This is a genomic window from Streptomyces sp. NPDC043996 (genome assembly GCF_056435225.1).
This window is the reverse complement of sequence record NZ_JBWKEY010000008.1, coordinates 350,800-369,660: the sequence shown is the minus strand read 5'-3', so window position 1 is coordinate 369,660 and position 18,861 is coordinate 350,800. Positions and strand designations below refer to the sequence as shown.

Below are 18,861 nucleotides of genomic sequence, written 5' to 3'. Positions count from 1 at the left end.
TGTCATGATGAGGGGATGTCCGAAGAGTCCATGACCGCCGACGCCGCGCTCGGCCCCGACGAACTCGCCCACCGGCTCACCGAGGTGTTTGACCTGGTGGGGCCGTTGTACCGGCGCGTGATGCGCAAGGTGGAGCAGTCCGAGCCGCTTGAGGGGCTGTCCGTGGGGGTGCGCGGGGTCCTCGCCCTGCTGCGCGTGAACGGCCCCATGACCGTCCCGCAGATGGGCCGGGCGCAGTCCCTCAGCCGTCAGTTCGTCCAGCGCATGGTGAACGACGCGGCGGCGGACGGCTTCGTCGAGATCGCCGCGAACCCCGCCCACCGCAGGTCGTCCCTGATCCGGCTCACCCCGCGAGGCGAGGCGGCGATCGCGGCGACGATCGCGCGCGAGCACGCCGTGATGCGGCGGATGCGCGCCGACGTCACCGAGGCCGACGTGGCCGCCTGCGTGCACGTCCTGACGCGGATGCTGGAGGTGTTCGACGACGTGGACGTGGACTGAGCCGCGCGACGGGCGCTACCGCCCCCGCAGCCACGCCTCCACTTCCCCCACGTGCGCGGCCGCCGCGGCCCGTGCCGCCTCCGGGTCGCGGGCCACGAGCGCCCGGTGGATGCGGGCGTGCTCGCGCCGGGTGCGTGCGAAGGCGCCCTCCTCCTGGTAGCCGCGCCACACCCGGGCCCGGAAGGTGCGTGACGACAGGCCCTCCAGGATCGCCGCCATCGTGTCGTTGCCCGCGGCAAGGGCGATCGTCCGGTGGAAGGCCAGGTCGTGGGAGAGGATCTCCTCGGGGTCGTCGGTGGCGTTCATCGCCGCCAAGTGCGCCTCCACGTCGGCCAGTTGCTCAGGGGTGATGCGGGCGGCCGCGAGCGCCGTCGCCGTGGACTCAAGGACGCGCCGGACCTCAAGGAGCTCCAGGAGGCGCGGCCCGCGCGACAGGTCGGCGACGACGCCGAACGTCTCCAGGAGGTCCCCGGCCTCCAACTGCGTGACGTAGATGCCCGAACCGTGCCGCGCCTGAAGGACGCCGAGGACGGTCAGGGCCCGGATGGCCTCGCGCATGGAGCTGCGCGAGATGCCCAGCTGCGCCGCGAGGTCCCGCTCCGTGGGCAGGCGCTGGCCCGGCTCCAGGAGCCGCTCCGCGATCATCGCCTTGATCTGCTCGATGGCCCGCTGCGTCACGGTGCCCTTCTGCGCGGGCACGGCGCTCTGCGGGGCCTGGTTCATATGACGCTCCTTCACTTGCCGGGTGCCGCAGTTTAGCCAGCCGGGTGGTCCGACCACTACGGCTTGAATACGGGAAAACTTGGCGACGAGGGGTGTTGTGGGCGGGAAGTGGTCTGATAAATATTCGCCCAGCCGCCGCACGACGACGCGGCCAGGAACCGCTCGCCCCCGCTCGCCTCCGCGCCCCCCCCGCGCCCCCCCCCCACTCGACACCGCTCGACACCGCTCGACACCGCTCGCCCCGCCCGATACCGGTCGATGAGGAGCCGTCAGATGGTCGGCAGCACAGTGCGGAACCACCCCAACAGGAACCACTCCAGCAGCACCTGCCGCAGCCGGGCGGTCCGCCTCGCCGCGGCGGCGGCCTGCGCCGCCCTCGTCCTCTGTGCCTGCGGCAGCACCAAGGACACCGGCGGAGCGGGCGGCGGGGGAGAGGGCAAGGTGGGCGTGATCCTGCCGCTGCTGACCTCGCCGTTCTGGCAGTCGTACAACGACTACGTCCCGAAGATGGCGAAGTCCGAGGACGTCGAGGCGCTGAAGACCGTCAACTCCAACAGCGACCCCTCGCAGCAGATCACCGACATCAACAACCAGCTCAACCAGGGCGTCAAGGGCCTCGTCGTCGCCCCGCTGGACAGCGCCGCCGTCTCCGCCGGGCTCGACCAGGCCGAACGCAAGGGCGTGCCCGTGGTCGCCGTGGACGTCGCCCCGGAGAAGGGCAAGGTCGCGATGGTCGTCCGTGCCGACAACGTCGCCTACGGCCACAAGGCCTGCGACTACCTGGGCAAGAAGGTCCCCAGCGGCAAGGTCGTGCAGATCATGGGCGACCTGGCGTCCGTCAACGGCCGCGACCGCTCCCAGGCCTTCCGCCGCTGCGTCAAGGACAAGTATCCCCGCCTGAAGGTCCTGGAGATCCCCGCCAAGTGGGAGTCGGACACCGCGGCCGCCAAGCTCGACACCCTGCTCACCTCCCACCCCGACATCAAGGGCGTCTACCTCCAGGCGGGCGGGGTCTACCTCGCGCCCACCCTGCAGACGCTGAAGTCCAAGGGGATGCTGCACAAGACCGGCGAGAAGGGCCACATCACGGTCGTCTCCAACGACGGCATCCCGCAGGAGTTCGACGCCATCCGCGAGGGTCAGATCGACGCCACCGTCTCCCAGCCCGCCGACGCCTACGCCAAGTACGGCATGCACTACATCAAGGCCGCCATGAACGGGAAGACGTTCAAGCCCGGTCCCACCGACCACGGCTCCACCATCGTGAAGCTGCCGAGCGGCAACCTGGAGGACCAGCTGCCCGCCCCGCTCGTCACGAAGAAGAACGTCGACGACGCCGAGCTGTGGGGCAACGCGGTCCGATGAGCACCCCGACGAGCCCCCAGAGCGCACCGCGCCCGCCGCTCGCCGAGGCGCGCGGCATCGTCAAGCGATACGGAGCCACCGTGGCCCTCCAAGACGGCCGCATCGCCGTCCACACCGGCGAGTCCCACGCCCTCGTCGGCCGCAACGGCGCGGGCAAGTCCACCCTCGTCTCCCTGCTCACCGGACTACAGGCCCCGGACGCGGGCACCCTCGCCTTCGACGGCGAGAGCGCGCCACCGCTCGCCGACCGCGACGCCTGGCGCCGCAAGGTCGCCTGCGTGTACCAGAAGCCCACCGTCGTCCCCGAACTGACCGTCGCCGAGAACCTGTTCATCAACCGGCAGCCCCAGGGCCGCGGCGGCCTCATCAGCTGGCGCAGGCTGCGGGCCGAGGCCGCCGGGGTCCTTGACACCTGGGACGTGCGCGTCGACCCCGAAGCGCGCACCGCGGAGCTCAAGGTCGAGGACCGCCAGATGGTCGAGATCGCCCGCGCGCTGAGCTTCGGCGCCCGGTTCATCGTCCTCGACGAACCGACCGCCCAGCTCGACAACCGCGAGATCGAGCGCCTCTTCGCCCGCATGCGCGCCCTCCAGGACGCGGGCGTCACCTTCCTGTTCATCTCGCACCACCTGCAGGAGGTGTACGAGGTCTGCCAGACCGTCACCGTGCTGCGCGACGCCCGCTGGATCACCACCGCGCCCGTCGCCGACCTGCCGCGCGCCGCCCTCGTGGAGGCCATGGCGGGCGAGACGCTCACCGAGAGCCGGGCCCACGCCAGGACCGAGGTACCCGCGGACGCCCCCGTCCTGCTCGACGCGCGGGGCCTGAGCAGTTCCTCGTACACGGACATCGACCTGCGCGTGCGGCGCGGCGAGGTCGTCGGGCTCGCCGGGTCCAGCGGCAGCGGCAAGATCAACCTCGCGGAGTCCTTCGCCGGTCTGCACACCCCGACCGGCGGCGGCGCCACCCTCGACGGCGTCCCCCTGCCGTTCGGGGACGTGCCCGCCGCCCTGCGCGCCGGAGTCGGCTGCGTCCCGCGCGACCGGCACGGCCAGGGCCTGGTCTTCTCCCTGTCGATCGGCGACAACGCCACCCTCGGCGTCCTGGACCGGATCGGCCGCGGCGGCTTCGTCTCCACCGACCGCAAGCGCCGCTTCGCCGCCCGGCTCATCGAGCGGCTCGACATCCACGCCGAGGGCCCCGACCAGCCCGTGTCCGACCTCTCCGGCGGCAACGCGCAGAAGGTCGTCATGGCCAGGGCGCTGGCCAGCGAACCGCGCCTGCTGGTCCTGATCAACCCCACGGCGGGCGTCGACGTGAAGTCCAAGGAGTCCCTCCTGGCCCGCGTCGACCAGGCCCGCGACGACGGCACCGCCGTCCTCGTCGTCTCCGACGAACTCGACGACCTCCGGCGCTGCGACCGCGTCCTCGTCCTCTTCCACGGCCGGATCGTCGCCGAGCACCCCGCGGGCTGGCACGACCACGAGCTGATCGCCTCCATCGAAGGAGTCGCCCATGCCCGACACACCCGTGCCCGACACCCCCGTGACCCGCACGCCCACGCCCCGCACACCCGTGACCCACACGGCTGACGAGGCGCCCCCGCCCGCCGCCCCCAGGGCCCCCGCCCGCCGGCAGGCCCGAGCGGCCCTGCTGCGGCGCGCCCGCGAACTGGCCCTGCTTCCCGCGCTGTTGCTGCTCATGGTGTTCGGCGCGTTCGTCAACGACTCGTTCCTCACCGAGCGGAACCTCATCTCGGTCCTCGGCGCGTCCGCGGCCCTCGCGATGGTCGTCCTCGCCGAGTCGCTCGTCCTCATCACCGGCAAGTTCGACCTCTCCCTGGAGTCGGTCGTCGGCATCGCGCCCGCCGTCGGCGCGCTGCTCGTGCTGCCCGCGGCCGAGGCCGGATTCGGCACCGAACTGCCCGCGCCCGTCGGGCTGCTCGCGATCCTCCTGGTCGGCGCGGTCATCGGCGGCTTCAACGGCGTCCTCGTGGTGAAGCTGCGGCTCAACGCCTTCATCGTCACGCTCGCCATGCTCATCGTCCTGCGCGGCGTCCTCGTCGGCGCCACCGAGGGCAAGACGCTCTTCGGCATGCCCGAGTCCTTCTTCACCCTCGCCACCACCACGTTCCTGACAGTGCCGATGTCGGTGTGGATCGCGGCGGCCGCGTTCGGCGCCGCCGGGCTCGTGCTCAAGTACCACCGCGTCGGCCGCGCCCTGTACGCGATCGGCGGCAACCCGGACGCGGCCCGCGCCGCGGGCATCCGCGTCGACCGCGTCATGCTCGGCGTGTTCGTCGTCGCCGGGACGCTCGCGGCCCTCGGCGGCCTGATGCAGACCGGCTACGTCGGCGCCATCAACGCCAACCAGGGCCAGAACATGATCTTCACGGTGTTCGCCGCCGCCGTCATCGGCGGCATCGGCCTCGACGGAGGCAAGGGCACCATGGCCGGGGCGCTCACCGGCGTGCTGCTGCTCGGCGTCGTCCAGAACCTGCTCACGCTCGCCCAGGTGCCGTCCTTCTGGATCCAGGCCATCTACGGCGGGATCATCCTCGTCGCCCTGATGATCGCGCGCGTCACCACGGGCCGCGCCCAGGACTGAGGCCGCCGCCCCCCTTCGTTCCCTGCCGGAAAGGCACCCTGTGTCCCCGACTCCCGGCCGCGTCACGGCGGTCGACACCTACGACATACGGTTCCCGACCTCCCGGGAGCTCGACGGGTCCGACGCGATGAACCCCGACCCCGACTACTCGGCTGCCTACGTGGTCCTGCGCACCGACGCCGAGGACGGCGGCGCGGGCCTCGAAGGGCACGGCTTCGCCTTCACCATAGGACGCGGCAACGACGTGCAGGTCGCCGCCGTCGACGCGCTGCGCCACCACGTCGTCGGCCGCTCCGTCGAGGCCCTGTGCGCCGACCCCGGCAGCCTCCACCGCGACCTCGTCGGCGACAGCCAGCTGCGCTGGCTCGGCCCCGAGAAGGGCGTGATGCACATGGCGACCGGCGCCGTCGTCAACGCCGTCTGGGACCTGGCCGCCAAGCGCGCCCGGCGGCCGCTGTGGAAGCTGCTCGCCGACGCCGACCCCGCCTGGCTCGTCTCCCAGGTCGACTTCCGCTACATCGCCGACGCCATGACCCCCGACGACGCGCTCGCCCTGCTGCGCTCCGGACGCGCGGGCGCGGGCGCCCGCGAGGCCCAGCTGCGCGCGCACGGCTACCCCGGCTACACCACCTCACCCGGCTGGCTCGGCTACAGCGACGAGAAGCTCACCCGCCTCGCCCGCCAGGCCGTCGCCGACGGCTTCACCCAGATCAAGCTGAAGGTCGGCGCCGACCTCGCCGACGACGTCCGCCGCTGCCGCGCCGCCCGCGCCGCCATCGGCCCCCACGTCCGCCTGGCCGTCGACGCCAACCAGCGCTGGAACCTCGACGAGGCCATCCGGTGGACGCGCGCCCTCGCCGAGTTCGACCCGTACTGGGTGGAGGAGCCCACCAGCCCCGACGACGTCCTCGCGCACGCCGCGATCCGCGAGGCCGTCGCCCCCGTGAAGGTGGCCACCGGCGAACACGTCCAGAACCGCATCGTGTTCAAACAGCTGCTCCAGGCCGGAGCCATCGACGTCCTGCAGATCGACGCCGCCCGCGTCGGCGGCGTCAACGAGAACCTCGCCATCCTGCTGCTCGCCGCCCGCTTCGGCGTCCCGGTGTGCCCGCACGCGGGCGGCGTCGGCCTGTGCGAACTCGTCCAGCACCTGTCGATGTTCGACTACGTGGCCCTGTCCGGCACCACCGAGAACCGCGTCATCGAGTACGTCGACCACCTCCACGAACACTTCGTGGACCCCGTGCGGCTGCGCGCGGGGCACTATCTGGCCCCGACCGCCCCGGGCTTCTCGGCGACGATGCGGGCCGAGTCCATCGCCCGGTTCACCCACCCCGACGGCACGTTCTGGGCCGCCGACCGCGCCCAGCGGAAAGGAGCCGCCGCATGACGGACTTCGAGGGACTCAGCGCGCTGGTCACCGGCGGCGCCTCCGGCATCGGCCGGGCCACCGCCGACCTGCTCGCCGCGCGCGGCGCCCGCGTCGCCGTCCTCGACCGCGCCCCGGACGGCCCCGGGCCCCTGCGCGCGTACACCGCCGACGTCACCGACGACACGGCCGTACGGGCCGCCGTCGCGGCGGCCGCCGCCGACCTCGGCGGCCTGGACGTGCTCGTCAACAACGCGGGCATCGGCGCCCAGGGCACCGTCGAGGACAACGACGACGCCCAGTGGCACACCGTCCTCGACGTCAACGTCCTCGGCATCGTGCGCACCACCCGCGCCGCCCTGCCCCACCTGCGCCGCTCAGACCGCGCGGCGATCGTCAACACCTGCTCCATCGCGGCCACGGCGGGCCTGCCGCGCCGCGCGCTGTACGCGGCGTCGAAGGGCGCGGTCCTCTCCCTGACCCTCGCCATGGCCGCCGACCACGTCCGCGAGGGCATCCGCGTCAACTGCGTCAACCCGGGCACCGTCGACACCCCCTGGGTCGGCCGCCTCCTGGACGCCGCCGCGGACCCGGCCGCCGAACGGGCCGCCCTCGAAGCGCGCCAGCCCACAGGGCGCCTGGTGAGCGCCGCCGAAGTGGCGGGCGCCATCGCCTACTTGGCGAGCCCCCTGTCCGGCGCCACTACCGGCACCGCCCTGGCCGTCGACGGCGGCATGCAGGGCCTGCGCCCGCGCCCGGGAGCCACCCGGTGAGCGGCATCGGCACCCGCCGCATCGGGCACGGCGAGGTCACGGTGAGCGCGCTGTCCTTCGGCGGCGCGGGCATCGGCAACCTCTACGCCCCGGTCGGCGACCAGGACGCCGCGCGCGCCCTCGACGCGGCCTGGGACGCGGGCATCCGCCACTTCGACACGGCCCCGCACTACGGCCTCGGCCTGTCCGAGCGCCGCGTCGGCGCCGCCCTGCGCGGGCGCCCCCGCGACGCGTACACGATCTCCACGAAGGTCGGCAGGCTCCTGGAGCCGGTCACGGGAGCGGCCGCGGGCGACGACCTCGCCGACGGCGGCTTCGCCGTGCCCGCCGCGCACCGCCGCGTCTGGGACTTCAGCGCGGACGGGGTGCGCCGCTGCCTGGAGTCCAGCCTGGCGCGGCTCGGCCTCGACCGCGTCGACGTCGTCTACCTCCACGACCCGGACGACCACGGCGAACAGGCCTTCCGCGAGGGCTATCCGGCCCTGGAGCGGCTGCGCGCCGAGGGCGTCGTCGGCGCGATCGGCGCGGGCATGAACCAGGCCGCGATGCTGACGCGCTTCGTCCGCGACACCGACGTGGACGCCGTGCTGTGTGCGGGCCGCTACACCCTCCTCGACCACCAGGCGCTGCCCGCGCTCCTTCCCGCCGCCCACGAGCGCGGCGTGTCGGTCGTCATCGGCGGCGTGTTCAACTCCGGCCTGCTCGCCGACCCCAAGGACGGGGCCCGCTACGACTACCGGCGGGCCCCCGTCGAACTCCTCGGCCGGGCCCGCTCCTTGAAGGCGCTCGCCGCCCGGCACGGCACCACGCTGCGGGCCGCCGCCCTCGCCTTCCCCTTCGGGCACCCGGCCGTCGCGAGCGTTCTCGTCGGCGTCCGCGCGCCCGGTCAGGTCGACGACGCGGCCGAGGCGTTCGCGACGCCCGTCCCCGCCGACTTCTGGACACAGGCGCGGGCCGAAGGGCTGCTGCCGCCGCACGTGCCCGTACCGGGAGAGGAGCCGTCGTGAGAGTCGCCCTGCGCACCACGGTCCGCGCCGACCGGATCGACGCCTATGAGGCCGCCCACCGCGAGGTCCCGCCCGCGCTCACCGCCGCGATCCGCGCGGCGGGCGCCACGTCGTGGACGATCTGGCGCAGCCGAACCGACCTGTTCCACGTCGTGGAGTGCGACGACTACGCCAGGCTCCTCGCGGAACTGGAGCACCTGCCCGTGAACGTCGCCTGGCAGGCCCGCATGGCCGAGCTGCTCGACGACGCCCACGACTACTCCGCCGACGGCGCCCGAGCGGCCTTGCCCGTCGTCTGGGAACTGCCATGAGCGCGGCCCTCGTCGACGCCCACCACCACGTGTGGGACCTCGCGGTGCGCGACCAGGACTGGATCACCGGGCCCGCCCTCGCGCCGCTGCGGCGGACCTTCACCCTCGGCGACCTCGCGCCGCACGCCCGTGCCGCGGGCGTCGGTGCCACCGTCCTCGTCCAGACCGTCACCGAGGCCGCGGATACCCCGGAGTTCCTGGCCCTGGCCGCCGCCAGCGACCTGGTCGCCGGGGTCGTCGGCTGGACCGACCTGACCCGGCCCGACGTCGCCGACGCCCTCGCTGCGCTCGCCGCAGGGCCGGGCGGGCAGCACCTGGTGGGCATCCGCCACCAGGTGCAGTCCGAACCCGACCCGGGGTGGCTGCTGCGCGCGGACGTGCGCCGGGGCTTGGCCGCCGTGGCGGACGCGGGCCTCGTCTACGACCTCGTGGTCCGCCCCCACCAGCTGCCGGTGTGCGCCGAGGCGGCCGCGCGGCTGCCGCACCTCACCTTCGTGCTCGACCACCTGGGCAAGCCGCCCGTCGCCTCCGGCGGCCTCGAACCCTGGGCGTCGTCCGTGCGGGTCCTCGCCGCGCTGCCGAACACCGTGTGCAAGCTCTCCGGCCTCGTCACCGAAGCGGACTGGGAGTCCTGGACGGTGGCCGGGCTGCGGCCGTACGCGCGGACCGTCCTTGACGCCTTCGGCCCCGAGCGGCTGATGTTCGGCTCGGACTGGCCGGTGTGCACACTGGCCGCCTCCTACGGCGACGTCGTCGACGCGGCACGGGCGCTGACGGCGGACCTCGCCGCGGCCGAGCGCGACGCGGTGTTCGCGGGCACCGCGCGACGCGTCTACGGACTCCCCGAGCCGGGCTGACAGCAGGGGTTGGCGCCGGAGACGTACAGCCCTACGTTGTCGAGGCGGGACCGCCGCGGGAATCCGTTCCGCTGAGCGGAACGCACCGCTGACCGGGACCGCCCGAAGCCCTACCTTCGCCTTCTCGGCGCGGTCTCGTGAGGACCGCGCCCAGCGCGGTACAGCGGGACAAAGGGGGACGCGATGCACTGGTACGTGGACGTGCTCAGGAAGTACGCCGACTTCGACGGGCGCGCGCGACGCGCGGAGTACTGGATGTTCTCGCTGATCAGCGGGGTCATCGGGATCGCGCTCGCGCTCATCGACCTGGCGATCGGCACCGGCTTCATCCTCCAGGGGATCTACAGCCTCGCGGTGCTCGTGCCGGGCATCGCCGTCGGCGCCCGGCGCCTGCACGACACCAGCCGCACGGCCAAGTGGCTGCTGCTGTTCCTGGTGCCGGTGATCGGCTGGATCGCCCTGATCGTGATGTTCGCCCAGGACAGCGCACCGGCCAACACCTACGGCCCGAACCCCAAGGAAGCCGCTCCGACGACGGCCTGGTGAGGCGGCCGCCGTGCCGCCCGGGGCCCTTCAGGGCTCCCGCGCGGCACCCGCCCCGAGCCGCGTCGGCGGCAGGAACTCCCGTACGTAGTCGCGCTCCCAGCACGCGCCGCTCGCGCGCAGCTCCCGCCACGTCGTGTAGCGGTAGCGGTACACGCGCGCCCGCACATATCGCGGCGGGCGGTCCGGGAAGGGGCAGTGGCGCAGCAGCCGCAGGGTGTCCCGGTCGCCCTCCAGGAGCCGCTCCACCAGCGGTCCGAACCAGGAGCGCGCGTAGGCGGGGGAGAGCCCGGCGAACCACATCAGCCAGTCGAGCCGCAGATGGTACGGGGCGAACTGGCGTGGCCAGCGGCGCGGGTCGCCCGGCTTGCCCTTGAAGCCGTACGCGCGCCACTCGGAGTCAGGACGCGGCCGGGGGTCCGCCGTGCCCTCGATCACCACCTCCTGGCGGACGCGGCTGACGCTGCCGAACGCGCCGTAGGTGTTGACCAGGTGCAGCGGGTCGAAGGAGGTGTTCATGACCTGCCGCCGCGACAGCATGTTGCGCACCGGGCGGTGACTGAGGCCGAGGACTAGCGCGGTGACGGCGCACACCAGGACCTCGTACCAGAGCGGGGGCGCGGCGAGGCCCGGTGGCGGCCGCGCCGCGTCGCCGAGGAAGAGGCGGAAGTCGACGGCCGACAGGGCGAGCGCGATCGTCAGCCAGTTCAGCCAGGCGAAGTTGCCGGAGAGCACCAGCCACAGCTGGGTGACGGCCATCAGGCACGCCGCGCCCGTCGCCACCGGCTGCGGGGTGAAAAGGAGGAAGGGCACGGCGAGTTGGGTGACGTGGTTGGCCGCCGTCTCCACCCGGTGCAGCGGGCGCGGCAGGCGGTGGAAGAACCAGCTCAGGGGGCCCGGCATCGGCTGCGTCTCGTGGTGGAAGTACAGACAGGTCAGCTTGCGCCAGCAGGCGTCCCCGCGCATCTTGATAAGACCCGCGCCGAACTCCACGCGGAACAGCACCCAGCGCAGCAGCAGGAGCACGAGCACCGGCGGCCCGACGTCGTCGCCCGCCAGGAACACGGCGAGGAAGCCGACCTCCAGGAGCAGCGACTCCCAGCCGAAGGCGTACCAGGTCTGCCCCACGTTCACGATGGACTGGTACAGCACCCACGGCACCAGCCACAGCGCCATCGCCGCCCCCAGCGGCAGCCACCCGTCCGCGCCCGCGAGCAGCGCCGCCGACACCGCGCAGCCCGTCCAGGCGCAGCCCGCGAAGAGCCGGTCCGAGTAGGCGAGGTGGAACAGGCTCGGCGCCCGCCGGAACGGCACCCGCGCCACGTACCGGGGCACCGGCAGCATGCCGCGCTCCCCGATGAGCGCGCGGAACTGCAGCGCGGCGCCGAGGAAGGCGAGGAGATACACCGCGGCGAGGACGCGCTGGAAGACCAGGCGGCTCAGCCAGTAGCCGTCCGCCGTGAACCACTCCACGCCCCCATTGTGACGCTGAGTGAGCCATCGGTCCCGTCGGCTCACGTCACCGCGACCGCGCCACGAGCCCCGTCTCGTACGCGATGATCACCAGCTGCACCCGGTCGCGGGCGCCGAGCTTGGCGAGCAGCCGGGTCACGTACGTCTTCGCGGTGGCGACGCTGAGGCACAGGCGCTCGGCGATCTCGGTGTTGGACAGGCCGCCGCCGACCAGGGCGAGGACCTCGCGCTCCCGGTCGGTGATGCCCTCGATCCGCGGCGGCTCCGGCTCGGGCACGGCGGCCGGGCGCTCGGCGAACTCCTTGATGAGGCGGCCGGTGACGCTCGGTGCGATCAGCCCGTCCCCGGCGGCGACGACGCGGACCGCGCCCAGGATGTCGTCCAGGGCCATGTCCTTGACGAGGAACCCGGAGGCGCCCGCGCGCAGCGCCCCGTACACGTAGTCGTCGTCATCGAACGTCGTCAGGACCACGACCCGGGTCGCCGAGCCCGACGCCGTGATCCGCGCGGTGGCCTCGATGCCGTCCGTGCCGGGCATGCGGATGTCCATCACGACGACGTCCGGCGCCAGTTCCCCGGCGAGCCGCACCGCCTCCTCGCCGTCCCCGGCCTCGCCGACGACCTCCAGATCCCCGGCCTCGGCCATGACCATGCTCAGGGCCGTGCGCACCAGCGGCTGGTCGTCGGCGAGCAGCACCCGGACCGTCATCGCGCACCCGCGGGAACGGGCAGGCGGGCCGCGACCCGGAAGCCGCCGCCGGGGCACGGGCGCGCCGAGAACTCGCCGTGCAGCAGGCTCACCCGCTCCCGCATGCCGAGCAGCCCGTAGCCCTCGCCGTCCACCGCGCCCGCGCCCTTCCCGTCGTCGACGACCTCAAGTGTGAGTTCCTTGGCGCGCCGTTCCACGGTCACCCGGCAGGACGCGGTGCCCGCGTGCCGCACCACGTTGGTGACGGCCTCCTGGATGATCCGGTACGCGGACACGTCGACCTCAGGCGGCAGCGGCCGGGGCGTGCCCAGCCAGCGCACGTCGACGCGGACCCCGGCGGCCGTCGTGCGCGCGGCGAGCCGGTTGACGTCCGCGAGGCCGAGAGCCGGGTCGAGCGGCGCCGCCCCGGCTTCCTTGCCCGGCTCGGCCTGGCGCAGCGCGCCGAGCATCCGGCGCAGGCCCGCCAGCGTGTCGCGGCTCGCGGTCTCCACCGCGCCGAGGGCCTCGCGGGCCAGCTCGGGGCGGGTGTCGATGACGCGGCGCGCGGCCCCGGCCTGGAGGGCGACGATGCCGATGGTGTGCGCGACCGCGTCGTGCAGCTCGCGCGCGATCCGCAGCCGCTCGTCGGTGACCGCCCGCGCGGCCGCCTGGACGCGCACCTGCTCGGCGTGCGCGCGGGCCTCGTGCGCCGCCCGGCCGAGCAGCCAGGCGATGACGGCGGTGAGCGCGACGGTCAGCTCGGCGGAGGTGCCGACGGTCCAGCCGCTCAGGAGCCGGAAGGCGAGGTACCCGGCCAGGGTGCCGAGGGCCATGCCGAGGGCGACGAGCCGGGTGCGCCCGCGCCGCGCCGCCGCGACGAAGTACAGCGCGGCGTCGACCGCGAGGAACTGCTGGAGCGGTATCTCGGCCACGCTCAGGGGGTTCGCGCCGAGGACGGAGCCGAGGAGCAGCAGGGTGAGCCCCGCCAGCGGGCGACGGGCCAGCAGGGTGGCGCCGCGCACGGTGACGGCGGTGGCGACGGCGAGCACGAGCAGGCCGTCCCAGCGCAGGAAGAGGACTCCCCGTATCACCGAGGGCTCCGACTCGCCGGGAAGGCGGAACCGGATCAGGAACGTGAGCGCCGTGCCCGCGCACCACGCCAGGGTCGTCCAGGCGCCGGGGGACAGACGCTTGAGCAGGGGTGGAGCCGGTGTCGCGGACATGCCCGGCATCGTAGCCAGATGATCGACAGCGGTCATCGGACCAGGGGTGTACACCCCTGGTCGACACCGGCGCGCCGGCAAGTGTCTGCTCCGGTCCGATGCCGGACGCGCCCGGCCCACGGCAGCGTGGGACCCGTGATCGAAACCAGGGAACTGACGAAGCGGTACGGCGCCACCACGGCCGTCGACGCGCTGACCTTCACCGTCCGGCCGGGCCGCGTCACCGGGTTCCTCGGGCCCAACGGCGCGGGCAAGTCCACCACGCTGCGCATGATCCTCGGCCTGAACGACCCGACCGCGGGCACCGTCACCGTCGAGGGCCGCCGCTTTCGCGACCGGCCGCGCGGCCTGCGCCACGTGGGCGCGCTGCTCGACGCCGGGGACGTGCACGGGGGCCGCACCGCCGCCGCGCACCTGGCGGTGCTCGCCCGCTCCCACCGGATTCCGCGCCGCCGCGTCGAAGAGGTCCTCACCGACGTCGGCCTCGGCGACGCGGCCCGGCGCCGCGTCGGCGGCTTCTCGCTGGGCATGAAGCAGCGCCTGGGGATCGCCGCCGCGCTGCTCGGCGACCCGCCGGTGCTCCTCTTCGACGAGCCGCTCAACGGCCTCGACCCGGAAGGGGTGCTGTGGGTGCGCGGCCTGTTCCGGCGCCTGGCCGACGAGGGGCGCACCGTGTTCGTCTCCAGCCATCTGATGTCGGAGATGGAGCACACCGCCGACGACCTGGTCGTCATCGGCCGCGGCCGCCTCATCGCGGCCGAGAGCCTCGCGGAGTTCGCGGCCCGCGGCACGGGCGGGGGTGTCCATGTACGCACGCCTCGCGCGCGGGACCTGGCCCGGGTGCTGAGGGCCGCGGGCGCGACGGTGGCCGAGGACGGCCGGGGCCTGACCGTGACCGGCCTCGACACCGCCCGGATCGGCGACCTGGCCTGCCAGCACGCCCTGCCCCTGCACGAACTGGTGGCCCGCCAGGCGTCCCTGGAGGACGCCTTCATGCAACTGACCGCCGACAGCGCCGAATTCCTCACGAGCGCGCCCCCCGCCCGCACGGGCGCGCCCCGTCCCCGTACCGGAGAGACCCGATGACCACACCCCTGACCGCGCCCCCGACCCCGTCGTCCCGTGCCGCGGCCGCCGACGCGCCCGCCGAGCCCCGCGCCCGCTTCCGCGACCTGCTGGCCGCCGAGTGGCTCAAGCTGTGGTCGCTGCGCTCCACCCCGTGGGCGTACGCGGTCGTCTTCCTCGCCGTCGTCGGCTTCAACGCCGGTACGGCCTACGACACCTACCGCTACTGGACGTCCCGGGACGCGGCGAGCCGGGCCGACTTCGTCCGCGACGGGATCGCGCTGCAGGAGGCCTTCACCGGAAACGCCGCCACCCTCCTGGTACTCGCCGCAGGGGCCCTCGGCGCCACCACCGTGACCGGCGAGTACGCCACCGGGCTCATCCGCGTGACGTTCGCCGCCGTCCCGGCGCGCGGGGCGGTGATGGCGGCCAAGGCCGCCGTCGTCGCCGCCGTCATGACCGCACTCGGCGCGCTGATCGCGGTGGCCTCCTTCGCCGCCACCCAGGCGATCCTGTCCGGGCGCGACCTCGGCGTGCCCTTCGACCACCCCGGCGCGGCCCGCGTCCTCGCGGCCTCCGCGCTGCTGCTGCCCGTGGGCGCGCTCACCGGCATGGCGATCGGCACGCTCGTACGGCACACGGGCACGACGATCGTCCTGGCCGTCGTCACCCTGATCATCCTGCCGGTGGTCTTCAGCTCCGAACGCCACTGGTCGGCGGTGGTCGCGCACACGATGCCGTACGAGGCCTGGCACCGCCTGACCCAGCCCGACACGTTCCAGAGCCCCTACCCGTGGTCGACGGGCGGCGCCTGGACGGTGTACGCGGCGTGGGCCCTGGCCGCGGCCCTGATCACGGTGGCGGGGGTGCGGCGCAGGGACCAGTGAGCGGCGCCCGCTCCGCTTGCGGGACGCCGGGCAGCGGATCGGACAATGGGGGCGAACTGCCCGGCGACAGGCGGGAGAGACCCGTGGGCCCCACGATCCGCACCTATGCCACGGCCTTCGCGATAGCCGCGGCCCTGGCGGCCTCCGGCTGCTCCGGAGACGACGTCGGGGACACCCGCGCCACGGCCGCGGACGGCAAGGAGCTGTTCCTCCAGCCCGTCGCCGCCCAGGGCCCCGACCCCTTCACCGAATCGACCGCCAGGGCCGCCGCGAGCCCCCCGCCCGTCACCCGTTCGCCGCAGCCGGAGGGCACCGGCTCCGCCACCCCCACCGATCAGGGCCTGCGCTCCTTCGCGGGCGGCACGCCCGGCCTGTACGGCGGCACCCACCAGCTCAGCAGCTGCGACGTGGGCCGCCAGATCCGCTATCTGACCGGCGACCGCGCCAAGGGCCTGGCCTTCGCCGAGGCCGCGGGCATCGCCCAGGGCGGCGTCTCGGCGTATCTGCGCGGGCTCACCCCCGTGGTGCTGCGCGCCGACACCCGCGTCACCAACCACGGCTACCGCGACGGGCACGCCACGTCCTTCCAGTCCGTGCTCCAGACGGGCACCGCCGTCCTCGTCGACGACCGGGGCCTGCCCCGGGTGCGCTGCGCCTGCGGCAACCCGCTGAAGCCGCCGGTCGCCTTCCGCGAGGCCGCGCGCCACCAGGGGCGGCCCTGGCAGGGCTACCGGCCCGCCCAGGTCATCGTGGTGACCCCGGCGCCCCGCCCCATCACCCACATCACGATCATCAACATCGTCAACAACACCTGGATCGAGCGGAAGACCGGCGACGAGGACGCCACCGACGACCGCCCCGTGCCGCCGCCGGAGCCGACCCCCACCGACCCCACCGACCCGTCGGACTCGACCGACCCGAGCGGCCCGGCCGACTCCACGTCGCCCGACGGCAGCGACGAGCCCGACGGCACGGACACGCCCGGCGACACCCCGAGCGAGGGCGGCACGTCCCCGCTCGTGACGGACTGCCCCACCCCGACCCCGGGCGTCGCGCCCCCCGACGACGCCACCCCCTCCCCGCTCCCGCCCGGCTGCCCCTCGCCCGCCACCGGCGACGCGGACACGGTGCCTCCGCCAGACGGCACGGACGTGGTGCCGCAGCCGCCCTCCGGCGAGACCGAGGGCGAGGACACTGGCCCCGACACCCTCCCGGACACCCCCGGGCTGCCCGACAGCGGTCTGTTCCCCGCTGACTCCACCGACCCCGGCTCCTTCGCCGGCTGACCCCGCCATGCGCTCCCACCAGGGACGACACCGTCCACATGCGGCTGTCCCCGGGTGCGCCTAGCGTGGGCCCATGGACGCGGGCACAGACGGTGTCGAGGCGGCGCTGCGGCGCTGCCGCTGCGGCTCCGCAGCCGCTGTGGCCAACTGCTTCCTCGACCAGTTCGGCCCCGCCCTCGGCATGGGCGGCTTCGACTGGGACCTGAGCACCTCGGTCCTGCTCATGGACGCCGAGGCGCTCGCCCTGTTCGACCTGCGGCCCGACGAATTCGACAACCGGCCCGCGAGCCTCGCCGACCGGGTCCCGCCCGGCGAGGCCCAGCGCCTCGACGCCCAGGTGTCCCTGGCCATGAAGGACGGCAGCGTCTCCTACGGCGCCTACTTCCGCGTCCGCCGCCGCGACGGCACCCTGCGCTGGACCCACACCCAGGGCCACATCCTGCGCGACGCCACCGGGCGCCCCCAGCGCATCGTCGGCATCGTGCGCGACGCCACCCGGGAGCTGAGCGACAGCACCGCCCACCGCGAGCGCGTCGAGGCGGAGGCCGACCGGCGCCGCCGCACCAGCATCGTGCGCAACACCACGGCGGCCCTCGCCCACGCCCGCACCGTCGCCGACGTCATCGACGTCCTCAAGGACACCCACGGCCTGGCCAACCTGGGCGCGTCGAACATCGTGATGGGCCTGGTCGAGTCCGGGCGGATCCGCCTGGTCGCCGAGGGCCCCGTCGGCAGCTACGTGCCCGGCACCCGCGTCACCCGCGTCGAGGAGCCCTACCCGATGAGCGAGACCGTGCGCACCCTCACCCCCCGCTTCATCGAGTCGCCGCGGGAGTTCGCCACCGCGTACCCGATCCTGTGGCCGCACATCGAGCACCTCGGCATCACCGCCGCCGCGTATCTGCCGCTGATCGCGCAGGCCCGGCCCATCGGCGCCCTCGGCCTTCTCTACCAGGACCGCACCGGCTTCACCGAGGAGGAGCGCAACGTCATCGTGGCGCTCGGCAGCAGCATCGCGCAGAGCCTCCAGCGCGCCATGCTGTACGAGCAGGAGAAGGACCTCGCCAAGGGCCTCCAGCAGGCGATGCTGCCGCGCACCATCCCCGGCGTGCCCGGCGCCGACATCGCCGTGCGCTACCGCAGCGCCGCGCTCGGCCGCGACGTCGGCGGCGACTGGTACGACGTGATCCCGCTGCCCGGCGGCCGCGTCGGCGCCGTCATCGGCGACGTCCAGGGCCACGACACACACGCCGCCGCCGTCATGGGGCAGCTGCGCATCGTGCTGCGCGCGTACGCCGCCGAGGGCCACACGCCGGCCACCGTCATGGCCCGCGCCTCCGGCTTCCTCCACGAACTGGACACGGAACGCTTCGCCACGTGCCTGTACGCCGAGGCCGACCTGTCCACCGGCGTGGTCCAGCTGGTGCGCGCCGGGCACATCGACCCGCTGCTCCAGCTCACCGACGGCACCTGCCGCCGGGTGCCCGTCGCCGGTGGTCTGCCGCTGGGCCTCTCCGCCGAGTTCGGGCGGCTCGACTACCCCGTCACGACCGTCGAACTCGACCCGGGACAGACCCTGATCCTGTTCACCGACGGCCTCGTCGAGGAGCCGGGCGCCGACCTCGACGACGGCACCCGGGCCCTGGCCGAGCTCGTCTGCGGCGGCCCCCGCGACCTGGAGCACCTCGCCGACCTGCTGTGCGGCAGCGTCGAGGGCGCCCGCGGCGAGGACGACGCCGCGCTGCTCCTGCTGCGCCGCCTCGTCATGGACGCCCCCCGCTCCGGCGGACGGCTCCAGCAGCACGTCGCCCCCAACGACCCCGACGGGCTCTACGACGCCCGGCACATGATCCGCGCGGCCGTGCGCGCCTGGGGGGCACGCGGCCGCGCCGACGAGATCGAACTCGCCGCCGACGAGCTGATCACCAACGCCCTCATGCACACCGACGGGCCCGCCATCGTCACCCTGCGCGTCCTGAGCGGCGCCGACCGGCGGCTGCGCGTCGACGTCGAGGACGCCTCCAGCGCCCTGCCGCGCCTGCGCGAGGCCTCCGACGACGGGGTCTCCGGGCGCGGCCTGCTGCTCGTGGACCGGCTCGCGGACGTGTGGGGCGTGGACTCGCGCGGCAGCGGCAAGTGCGTGTGGTGCGAGTTCGTGGTGCCCGCGCGGGACGAGGCGTAGG

Annotated in this window: 18 protein-coding genes; 14 read left to right on the top strand and 4 right to left on the bottom strand. The window is 74.1% G+C overall.

What is annotated here, in order from left to right; all coding sequences use genetic code 11:
* Positions 1-15: 15 nt before the first annotated feature.
* Positions 16-501, top strand: coding sequence for a MarR family winged helix-turn-helix transcriptional regulator (locus tag AC07A4_RS22865; protein ID WP_478601545.1), 486 nt, complete (start codon positions 16-18; stop codon positions 499-501).
* Positions 502-516: 15 nt separating this feature from the next.
* On the opposite strand, the gene AC07A4_RS22860 is transcribed toward AC07A4_RS22865, so the two are convergent.
* Positions 517-1,224 carry a FadR/GntR family transcriptional regulator gene (locus tag AC07A4_RS22860; protein WP_478601542.1) on the bottom strand — a complete coding sequence of 236 codons (708 nt, stop codon included), beginning with the start codon at positions 1,222-1,224 and terminating at the stop codon, positions 517-519.
* A 273-nt stretch (positions 1,225-1,497) separates the two neighbouring features.
* Here AC07A4_RS22860 and AC07A4_RS22855 point away from each other — a divergent pair, with 273 nt between their 5' ends.
* From AC07A4_RS22855 to AC07A4_RS22815, 9 genes are all read left to right on the top strand, one after another.
* Entirely contained in the window at positions 1,498-2,589 is a 1,092-nt protein-coding gene (locus AC07A4_RS22855; protein ID WP_478601540.1) for a sugar ABC transporter substrate-binding protein, read from the top strand.
* On the top strand, positions 2,586-4,181 hold the full coding sequence (locus AC07A4_RS22850) for a sugar ABC transporter ATP-binding protein (protein WP_478601538.1): 1,596 nt from the start codon (positions 2,586-2,588) through the stop codon (positions 4,179-4,181). The genes AC07A4_RS22855 and AC07A4_RS22850 overlap by 4 nt, the downstream gene beginning before the upstream one ends.
* Before the next feature lie 109 nt (positions 4,182-4,290).
* Positions 4,291-5,196: an ABC transporter permease gene (locus tag AC07A4_RS22845; RefSeq protein ID WP_478601709.1), complete on the top strand. Its 906-nt coding sequence runs from the start codon at positions 4,291-4,293 to the stop codon at positions 5,194-5,196.
* Between the two features lie 40 nt (positions 5,197-5,236).
* Complete coding sequence (locus AC07A4_RS22840; protein WP_478601536.1) at positions 5,237-6,586, top strand: enolase C-terminal domain-like protein; 1,350 nt, start codon at positions 5,237-5,239, stop codon at positions 6,584-6,586.
* Positions 6,583-7,338 (top strand): SDR family NAD(P)-dependent oxidoreductase, encoded by a 756-nt coding sequence (locus AC07A4_RS22835; RefSeq protein ID WP_478601534.1) that lies wholly within the window; start codon positions 6,583-6,585, stop codon positions 7,336-7,338. The genes AC07A4_RS22840 and AC07A4_RS22835 overlap by 4 nt, the downstream gene beginning before the upstream one ends.
* Entirely contained in the window at positions 7,335-8,345 is a 1,011-nt protein-coding gene (locus AC07A4_RS22830) for an aldo/keto reductase (protein ID WP_478601532.1), read from the top strand. Before AC07A4_RS22835 ends, AC07A4_RS22830 begins: the two co-directional genes overlap by 4 nt.
* The gene (locus AC07A4_RS22825; protein WP_478601530.1) at positions 8,342-8,656 is read left to right on the top strand and encodes an L-rhamnose mutarotase; all 315 of its coding nucleotides are present in this window, start codon (positions 8,342-8,344) and stop codon (positions 8,654-8,656) included. Before AC07A4_RS22830 ends, AC07A4_RS22825 begins: the two co-directional genes overlap by 4 nt.
* On the top strand, positions 8,653-9,513 hold the full coding sequence (locus AC07A4_RS22820) for an amidohydrolase family protein (RefSeq protein WP_478601528.1): 861 nt from the start codon (positions 8,653-8,655) through the stop codon (positions 9,511-9,513). The genes AC07A4_RS22825 and AC07A4_RS22820 overlap by 4 nt, the downstream gene beginning before the upstream one ends.
* Before the next feature lie 183 nt (positions 9,514-9,696).
* The gene (locus AC07A4_RS22815; RefSeq protein WP_478601526.1) at positions 9,697-10,059 is read left to right on the top strand and encodes a DUF805 domain-containing protein; all 363 of its coding nucleotides are present in this window, start codon (positions 9,697-9,699) and stop codon (positions 10,057-10,059) included.
* 27 nt (positions 10,060-10,086) lie between these two features.
* Here the strand turns inward: AC07A4_RS22815 and AC07A4_RS22810 are convergent, their stop codons facing one another.
* Genes AC07A4_RS22810 through AC07A4_RS22800 form a run of 3 tightly spaced genes read right to left on the bottom strand, consistent with a single transcriptional unit; the run spans position 10,087 to position 13,440 of the window.
* Positions 10,087-11,529: a lipase maturation factor family protein gene (locus AC07A4_RS22810; RefSeq protein WP_478601524.1), complete on the bottom strand. Its 1,443-nt coding sequence runs from the start codon at positions 11,527-11,529 to the stop codon at positions 10,087-10,089.
* A 46-nt stretch (positions 11,530-11,575) separates the two neighbouring features.
* A complete protein-coding gene (locus AC07A4_RS22805; RefSeq protein ID WP_478601522.1) occupies positions 11,576-12,238 on the bottom strand; it encodes a response regulator in 663 nt (220 codons plus the stop codon).
* Entirely contained in the window at positions 12,235-13,440 is a 1,206-nt protein-coding gene (locus tag AC07A4_RS22800; protein ID WP_478601520.1) for a sensor histidine kinase, read from the bottom strand. Before AC07A4_RS22800 ends, AC07A4_RS22805 begins: the two co-directional genes overlap by 4 nt.
* A 135-nt stretch (positions 13,441-13,575) precedes the next feature.
* On the opposite strand from AC07A4_RS22800, the gene AC07A4_RS22795 reads away from it, so the two are divergent.
* The 4 genes from AC07A4_RS22795 (at position 13,576) to AC07A4_RS22780 (ending at position 18,860) form a co-directional block, all read left to right on the top strand.
* On the top strand, positions 13,576-14,526 hold the full coding sequence (locus AC07A4_RS22795) for an ABC transporter ATP-binding protein (protein ID WP_478601518.1): 951 nt from the start codon (positions 13,576-13,578) through the stop codon (positions 14,524-14,526).
* Entirely contained in the window at positions 14,523-15,392 is an 870-nt protein-coding gene (locus AC07A4_RS22790) for an ABC transporter permease (protein WP_478601516.1), read from the top strand. The genes AC07A4_RS22795 and AC07A4_RS22790 overlap by 4 nt, the downstream gene beginning before the upstream one ends.
* An 83-nt stretch (positions 15,393-15,475) precedes the next feature.
* Positions 15,476-16,678 carry a DUF6777 domain-containing protein gene (locus tag AC07A4_RS22785; RefSeq protein WP_478601514.1) on the top strand — a complete coding sequence of 401 codons (1,203 nt, stop codon included), beginning with the start codon at positions 15,476-15,478 and terminating at the stop codon, positions 16,676-16,678.
* Positions 16,679-16,751: 73 nt separating this feature from the next.
* The gene (locus tag AC07A4_RS22780) at positions 16,752-18,860 is read left to right on the top strand and encodes a SpoIIE family protein phosphatase (protein WP_478601512.1); all 2,109 of its coding nucleotides are present in this window, start codon (positions 16,752-16,754) and stop codon (positions 18,858-18,860) included.
* The last annotated feature ends 1 nt before the right edge of the window (position 18,861 follow it).